Origin of the sequence: Chryseobacterium limigenitum (genome assembly GCF_900114875.1) — a bacterium.
GTDB classification, from domain to species: Bacteria; Bacteroidota; Bacteroidia; order Flavobacteriales; family Weeksellaceae; genus Chryseobacterium; species Chryseobacterium limigenitum.
In genome coordinates, this window is the sequence record NZ_FPKW01000016.1 from 94,118 (window position 1) to 101,570 (window position 7,453).

A 7,453-nucleotide genomic window follows, 5' to 3' on the forward strand; every position below is an offset into this window, starting at 1 on the left:
AATAAGGATATTAAACTGTCCCCATCACAAACATATTTTCCATAGTCGGAGTTGCACTTCCACCCTTTTTCTCAAGAGTTATGGCAAATGCCTGAGCATTTTTTATGTTGGCGAGAGCTATTTTACTGTCTTTATCTTCTGTATACATTCCTGCACTTACAGGTTTTCCGTCTGCAATTGCCCAAAGCTGATACTGCATTCCCTCCGGAGCTTTTGGCAAGCTGTCGGCGTTTAAGTAGACTTCTTTAGATTTTTTATCCCAGAAAACCATTGCTTTGGAATCAGCATGTTTTTCTACCCCTTTTAAAACAACCATCTGCATATCTGCTCCTGACAACATCTGCCATTTCTGCTGCATTTTTTGAAGCGCCAAATCCTTAGACTGTTTTTCAGTTTCAAGTTTTGTAATAACTTCTTTGTTTTTAGACTGTGTATTCATCCAGAATAAATTTCCGGCAACACTTACTAAAAACAGGACAGAAGCTGCAACCGCATAGGTTTTCCAGCTGTTATTTTTCTGAGTATTAATCTCTTTTATTTCTCCGTGAACTTTCAGATCTTGCTTTACTTCTGAAATTACAGGTTTCGCTTCTTCAACAATCTGTTCCTGTTGAATTTTATTCCAAATCTTAGATTTTAAATCATTTGGAGGAGTCACGGCCTGAGCCGTTGCCAAATCTTCCAAAGTTTTTTGAGCTTCTTCAAAAGCCGCTTTAACTTCAGCATTGTTCTTCATCACACACTCCAAAATCCCTGCTTCCTCGGGAGAAGCAAAACCTAGAATATAAGATTCTAAAATTCCGGATGATATGTATTCCTTAGTGTTCAATTTATTGATAATCTTTTAACAAATCCTTTAATTTTATCAATGCGTTCCGCATTTTCGTTTTAACAGTACCCAGCGGTATCTTCAGTTTTTCGGATATCTCATTTTGTGTATATCCCTGATAATACGCCAGATCTATAAGCTCCTGCTTATCAGTCTCCAAACCTCCAAGAACATCTTTAAACCCGATAAAGTCGGATGTTTTATTAGTTGTCGAAAGTTCCGCACTGTTATATACGAAATCAGGGAGTGGTTGGTTTTTAAGTTCGTTTTGGAAACCTTTTGATTTTAAGTAGTCAATTGCCGTATTTCTGGCAATATTGATCATCCAGGTGTAAAATCGTCCTTTGGCAGAGTCATACTGAAGAATAGAGTTCCAGATTTTAACAAAAACATCCTGAATGACTTCTTCCGTATATTCTTTTGATTGTACAATTCGAAATATCACACCATAAAGCGCACCGGAGTAATGGTCATACAAATAATGAAAACCAGCTTCGTTTTTCTCTTTCAATAAAACGATAAGTTCTTCCTCCGAATAGTTTGTTTTAATAACGAATATTTTACAATCCAAATGTAATAAAATAAACTGTATAATAAAGAAAAACCAAAAAATAATTTATATCGTAAATGATTCTGGAATTAATTCAACCTTTTATTAACTCAGAAAAAATAATTTATACAAAAAGAATAATTTTTAAATCTAAAACAGAATCCACCTCGTAAATGCTAGGTAAGAATAAGAAATCAAATATTATTTAATTTAAAAAATCAAAAAATGAATACAAGATCAAAAATCGCAGTTTTAGGAATGGTAGCTTTATCATTTGTTTTCAGTGGAAATGTAACTGCACAGGCAATGAAAGAAAAAACAGTAATGGTAGGTGGAGCAGCAATGTATCCTTCAAAAAACATCATTGAGAATGCTGTAAACTCTAAAGATCACAAAACCCTTGTAGCAGCTGTAAAAGCAGCAGGTTTAGTTGAAACTTTACAGGGAAAAGGTCCTTTCACGGTATTGGCTCCTACGGATGCTGCATTCGCAAAACTTCCAAAAGGAACAGTGGAAACTTTGGTAAAGCCTGAGAACAAAGAAATGCTTACAAAAATCCTTACTTACCATGTTCTTGCAGGAAAATATAATGCCAAAGAAATTTGGGCTGCGGTAAAAGCCGGAAATGGAAAAAGTATGATGAAAACTGTAGAAGGTGAAGATGTTACTTTCTGGACAAAAGGAAAAAATTTATACGTAACTGACGCTAAAGGAAATAGCGCAAAAATTACAATAGCTGATGTAAATCAGTCTAATGGTGTGATTCATGTGATCGACACTGTTTTAATGCCTTAATAATTTTAGTTTTTATAGTTAGCTGTTATTAAAAGCCCTTACCTGAAATTCAGGTAAGGGCTTTTTTTATTTCTTGAAGCTGTAATCTTTATTTTACCGTAAAAACTTCTTTAGCATATTCTCCATTCGTTTGAGGAATTTCTATCACAACATTCCCATTTTCAAAATATCCGATGGTAGAATCTCCATTTTCCAGTTTAACTCTGAAAACATCTTTTTTTGTTGTTGCTTTAAAAGTTGCAAATGGTAGAGAACTATTAGGTTTGACCAAAATAAACTGATTATTATCAATTTGTACTTTCTGTAGATCTAATTTCCCGTTACTGTATTTACTCGCTGTGCTTTCTGTAGATACTGCAACAGTGCTGGAAACAGTATTATTTACAGGTGTTTCAACTTCTTTTTGAGCCACAATTGCAACCGGATTAGAAACCGGAACTGTAACTAATGCCTGTTTTAAAGCATCTTGAAAACCTTCTTCAAACTCTTTGATTGTTGAATTGCCTTTCGATTCAAGTACCGTTTTACCATTACAGTCTTTAAATTCTAAAATTACTCTATTTCTCAACATCGTCTTATCATTAATAACATCTGCATTAATGATGCTACAAGAGTTCCCCATCGCTTCCGATGGCCACTTTAATTTATCACCTTGGAGGATTACATATTTTTTTCCTTTTAAAGCATTTGCTAAAACTGTTTCTAAGTCAAAACTATTTTTAAAGGTCTGAAACTTCTCAGGGATAAAAACGTATTTATAATCAGAAACCTTTTGTCCGAAAGCAATTACTGAACAAATTATAAGTGTTAATATTGATAGTTTTTTCATTTTCAAAATTTTAATCATTTCTAAACGTTCCCATATCCAATTTAAGAGAGAAGAAATTCGAATAGAAATTTGAACCTCCAATTCCTGAGTTTGTAATCGCATAATCTAAAGTAAGCCCTCTGTATTTGATACCGATACCCGCACTTGGCTGGAAAGACACCTTTCTTTTAAGATCTTCGATATCTGTAATATTTTGAAATCTGTTGACTCCCAATCTCACAAAGATCATTTTTTGATAGCCCACTTCAGCTCCGGCGTAAGGCGTGATACTTGCAAAATCTGTAGAAACAAGAGCTGCTGTTTTAGCAAAATCTACATTAATACCAGCTTCAGGTAAAACATAAATACTGCTGTTGATATTAAAAACTTTACTTGCGCCTACATTTAATTTAGGCATTGTAAGTTCCATTTTATCGGTTGGCGCAGGGTTAAATTCTTCCCCATTTACAATCGTTGAAAGCTCTTTTTGGTTAATACTCCAAAAATTGACAGTTGTTGTTGCATCTCGAAGCATTCCTCCAAATTTCCATCCGTTGTCTGCCTTATAAATTGCACCTACATCAAAACCAAAACCATAACCGCTTGCAAATTTACCCACATTTCTGTAGACAATTTTAGCATTTACTCCGACATCTAGTTTCGTATTTCCTGCAGGATTAAATGCATAAGAAATGATTGCAGCATAATCGGATTGTGAAAATTTAGTGATTTTATCATAGTCGATATTTCCCTCGGGGTCAATCAACTGAGTTGTATTCAAGATATTATCAATCCCCAATCTTACCACAGAAACTCCGAAAACACCGGTTTCCAAAACTTTTGCGTAAGCCAGATAATCATATTTCGCAATCGATTCGAAATATTCTGCGTGCATCGCTGCTCCTTGCCAGTCTCTTTCAATCGACATCAAACCTGCCGGGTTCCACATGGGAGAATATACATCATCCTGATTGGAAATCACAGCTCCTCCCATAGCAAGGCCTCTGGCTCCTGCTCCGATATTCAAGAATTCGTTGGAATATTTCCTTATAATCTGAGCCTGAGAAGTCCCAAATAATACGAAAGAAGCAAGTAAAAAATATTTTTTCATCATATAAGTTTGATGCTTAGTTAAAGTTTTTTTGTTTTTCTGGCTTTTATTAATCCGTTTGCAATGATTGCCAGTATCATAACACCTGATGCTATATAAAATATTGGGCTCATATGTTCCGATTCTCCAAAGATAAAAAAAGCTAGTATAATTCCGTAGACTGGTTCTAAATTAACTGTTAAAATTAGTGTGAAAGGCGAAATATATTTCATCAGATTCACCGATTCCAACATCGGGAAAGCAGTAAAAACACTTGCCAATAAGCATATTAACGCAATATCGCTATAACTTATTTCATTCATTTGAAAAATTTGACCACTAAATAAATAAAATATCAATAAAACAAACCATCCACAGAAGATTTCATAAAAAATAATGTTCCCGGAGCTTGTTTTCCCAAACATTTTTCCATTAAAAACAGAAAATATCGTCCCAAAAATGGCACAAAAGACTCCGTAAATAATTCCTTCTTTATATTGAAACTCTGTTTTAAAAATTAATAAAATACAGGAAACAATCACCACTCCCATGATAACTTCTGAAGCATCTATTTTTCTTTTAAAAATAATCGGCTCCAGAATGGATGCAAATAATGTTGATAATGATAAACAGCTCAACGCTATTGAAACGTTTGAAACTTTGATCGAATAAAAGAAGCAATACCAGTGTAAAGCCATAGCAACTCCAATTGCAGCCAACTGAAAGAAGATTTTCTTAGAAACTTTTATACTCTCTTTTTTATAAACTCTGATAAAAGCATATAAAAAGATCGCAGCAAAAAGCATTCTGTAAAATACAAGAATCTGTGCATTAGCCTGAATCAGCTTTCCCAGAATTGCAGTGAATCCCCACAAAAAGACAATTAAGTGTAATCTGAAAAGCGCTAATTTATGCATATCCTATCTTCTTTTAATTTTGACATGCAAATTTACAAATAGCTTTTACAAATCTTATAAAAAATACGTATTTACTTCAATTAAATTTAATAAATTATCTACATATTAATATCAGTTTCAATTTTCTTTAAAAATAAGATTCATCTCAACAAAAAACCCTGAAAGTCTGTTAAACTTTCAGGGCCTTCAAATAATAAACTATTAAAAAAATAAACTAGGAACTTAGAGTATTTCATAGAGAATATTATCCCTATAACTCTTATGTAAAGTTAGAAAAAATATCAAACATTTAAAACATTTTTTTGTTAAATATTTCACAAAAATCTGAAAACCAACCTATTAAACGCTTGTTTTATTTAAATTCAGAATTCTTATAAAAAGAGTATCTTTAGACGGAAAAATTTGAAATTTTATGGACATTGAATTCAACAAAAGAGAAGATCAGAACAGATTAAAACTATCCGAAATAAATAGACTACTTGCTGAAATTAAAAAGGGAGGAGGCGAAAAACGACTTCAAAAACTTCGTGATGAAGGAAAAATGACGGCAAGAGAAAGGGTGGAATATCTTCTTGATAAAGATTCAGATTCCATAGAAATTGGTGCATTTGCTGGTTACGAAATGTATCCTGAACATGGTGGATGCCCTGCCGGTGGTGTTATTGTTATGATGGGCTATGTTTCCGGAAGACAGTGTTTGGTTGTTGCCAATGATGCTTCAGTAAAGGCTGGAGCTTGGTTTCCAATTACCGGAAAGAAAAATTTAAGAGCTCAGGAAATTGCGATGGAAAATAAACTTCCAATTATTTATTTGGTAGATTCTGCAGGCGTTTATCTTCCGATGCAGGACGAAATTTTCCCTGATAAAGAGCATTTTGGTAGAATTTTTAGAAATAATGCTAAGATGAGCTCTATGGGAATCATCCAGATTTCAGCAGTAATGGGAAGTTGTGTTGCCGGTGGAGCTTATTTGCCGATCATGAGTGATGAAGCAATGATTGTTGATAAAACAGGTTCAATATTCCTGGCAGGAAGCTATTTAGTAAAGGCTGCGATTGGTGAAACCATTGATAACGAAACACTTGGAGGAGCAACTACACACTGTTCAATTTCCGGAGTTACAGACTATAAAGCTAAAGACGATAAAGACGCTTTAAATAGAATTAAAACGATCATGAAATCTATCGGAAGTACCGAAAAAGCAGGCTTCGATAGAATTGAAAGTTTCCCGCCAAAAGAAAATCCGGACAATATTTTCGGAATTGTCCCAGTTTCCAGAGCAGATCAATATGATACGTTGGAAATTATCAAATGTATGGTCGATAATTCTGAATACGAAGAATATAAACCCGATTATGGTAAAACTATCATCTGTGCAACTGCCAGAGTTGATGGTTGGTCCGTAGGAATTGTGGCTAATCAGAGAAAATTGGTAAAAAGTGGAAAAGGAGAAATGCAGTTTGGTGGAGTTATTTACTCTGATTCGGCTGATAAAGCGACAAGATTTATAGCAAACTGCAATCAAAGAAAAATTCCTTTAATATTCTTGCAAGACGTTACAGGTTTCATGGTCGGTTCAAAATCTGAGCACGGCGGAATCATTAAAGACGGAGCAAAAATGGTAAATGCTGTCGCTAATTCTGTAGTTCCGAAATTCACCATTATTACAGGAAACTCTTACGGTGCCGGAAATTATGCAATGTGTGGAAAAGCTTACGATCCAAGATTAATCGTTGCATGGCCTTGGGCTGATCTAGCTGTAATGGGTGGATCTCAGGCTGCTAAAGTGTTAGCACAGATTCAAGAATCTACATTAAAAAAACAAGGTAAAGAGATTACCGAAGAAGAACACAATGAAATCCTGAATACGATTTCTAAAAGATATCAAAAACAAACTGAGTCTACCTACGCCGCTGCAAGGCTCTGGACAGATGCTATCATTAACCCTACAGATACCAGAAAATGGATTTCTATGGGTATTGAAGCTGCAAACAATGCCCCTATTACAGAAAAATTTAATTTGGGAGTTATTCAAGTCTGATAAATCGATTTCGATTAAAATATATAGCCTTACTTTCAAAGTGAGGCTTTTTTATTTCATTAGCAGATAGCTTAAATATTAATAAATAACTTTTAGCATTTTTTTTAGAAGCTGTTTCCGGCTATCCGCTCATACTCCTCACTCCAAAGCTAATAGCCAATGCTTGTTGCGGGGTAACCGCTACTATCCGGGCTAAGAAGTCCTGCTATTGATCAATTCCCTTTTATATACAAGATTAAGCTTTAGAATAATGATCTCTCGCTTACCTAGCAGACTTCTAAATAAATTCTAAAAAAATGCTTGTTAGTAAGATATAGATACAAGGAAGACAAAGAGAGCGGAATGATTTTGTAAAAAATAAAAGTTTTAATTCGAGATTGCTTCGCCATGCTCAGCACATGCTCGTTTCACTCCTCCCAATAG

7 protein-coding genes are annotated in these 7,453 nt (G+C 34.4%); 2 read left to right on the forward strand and 5 right to left on the reverse strand.

Annotated features, from left to right (window positions below; genetic code table 11):
• Positions 1-10: 10 nt before the first annotated feature.
• Both BT156_RS16775 and BT156_RS16780 read right to left on the reverse strand, forming a co-directional pair.
• On the reverse strand, positions 11-829 hold the full coding sequence (locus BT156_RS16775; RefSeq protein ID WP_072411798.1) for an anti-sigma factor: 819 nt from the start codon (positions 827-829) through the stop codon (positions 11-13).
• A 1-nt stretch (position 830) separates the two neighbouring features.
• Positions 831-1,400, reverse strand: a complete 570-nt coding sequence (locus tag BT156_RS16780; protein ID WP_228430173.1) for an RNA polymerase sigma factor — start codon at positions 1,398-1,400, stop codon at positions 831-833.
• Positions 1,401-1,604: 204 nt separating this feature from the next.
• On the opposite strand from BT156_RS16780, the gene BT156_RS16785 reads away from it, so the two are divergent.
• Positions 1,605-2,174, forward strand: a complete 570-nt coding sequence (locus BT156_RS16785) for a fasciclin domain-containing protein (RefSeq protein ID WP_072411800.1) — start codon at positions 1,605-1,607, stop codon at positions 2,172-2,174.
• Between the two features lie 88 nt (positions 2,175-2,262).
• Here BT156_RS16785 and BT156_RS16790 read toward each other — a convergent pair whose 3' ends face one another.
• Genes BT156_RS16790 through BT156_RS16800 form a run of 3 tightly spaced genes read right to left on the reverse strand, consistent with a single transcriptional unit; the run spans position 2,263 to position 4,989 of the window.
• Positions 2,263-3,003 (reverse strand): hypothetical protein, encoded by a 741-nt coding sequence (locus BT156_RS16790; RefSeq protein ID WP_072411820.1) that lies wholly within the window; start codon positions 3,001-3,003, stop codon positions 2,263-2,265.
• A gap of 10 nt (positions 3,004-3,013) precedes the next feature.
• Positions 3,014-4,096 carry a putative type IX sorting system protein PorV2 gene (locus tag BT156_RS16795; protein ID WP_072411802.1) on the reverse strand — a complete coding sequence of 361 codons (1,083 nt, stop codon included), beginning with the start codon at positions 4,094-4,096 and terminating at the stop codon, positions 3,014-3,016.
• A gap of 17 nt (positions 4,097-4,113) precedes the next feature.
• Positions 4,114-4,989: a DMT family transporter gene (locus tag BT156_RS16800; RefSeq protein WP_072411804.1), complete on the reverse strand. Its 876-nt coding sequence runs from the start codon at positions 4,987-4,989 to the stop codon at positions 4,114-4,116.
• A 412-nt stretch (positions 4,990-5,401) separates the two neighbouring features.
• On the opposite strand from BT156_RS16800, the gene BT156_RS16805 reads away from it, so the two are divergent.
• Positions 5,402-7,030, forward strand: a complete 1,629-nt coding sequence (locus tag BT156_RS16805) for an acyl-CoA carboxylase subunit beta (RefSeq protein WP_072411806.1) — start codon at positions 5,402-5,404, stop codon at positions 7,028-7,030.
• The last annotated feature ends 423 nt before the right edge of the window (positions 7,031-7,453 follow it).

Bases quoted from the DNA above. Each gene is read 5' to 3' on its own strand.
- BT156_RS16805 (WP_072411806.1), top strand. From the start codon at position 5,402: ATGGACATTGAATTCAACAAAAGAGAAGATCAGAACAGATTAAAACTA.
- BT156_RS16785 (WP_072411800.1), top strand. From the start codon at position 1,605: ATGAATACAAGATCAAAAATCGCAGTTTTAGGAATGGTAGCTTTATCA.
- BT156_RS16790 (WP_072411820.1), bottom strand. From the start codon at position 3,003: ATGAAAAAACTATCAATATTAACACTTATAATTTGTTCAGTAATTGCT.
- BT156_RS16800 (WP_072411804.1), bottom strand. From the start codon at position 4,989: ATGCATAAATTAGCGCTTTTCAGATTACACTTAATTGTCTTTTTGTGG.
- BT156_RS16795 (WP_072411802.1), bottom strand. From the start codon at position 4,096: ATGATGAAAAAATATTTTTTACTTGCTTCTTTCGTATTATTTGGGACT.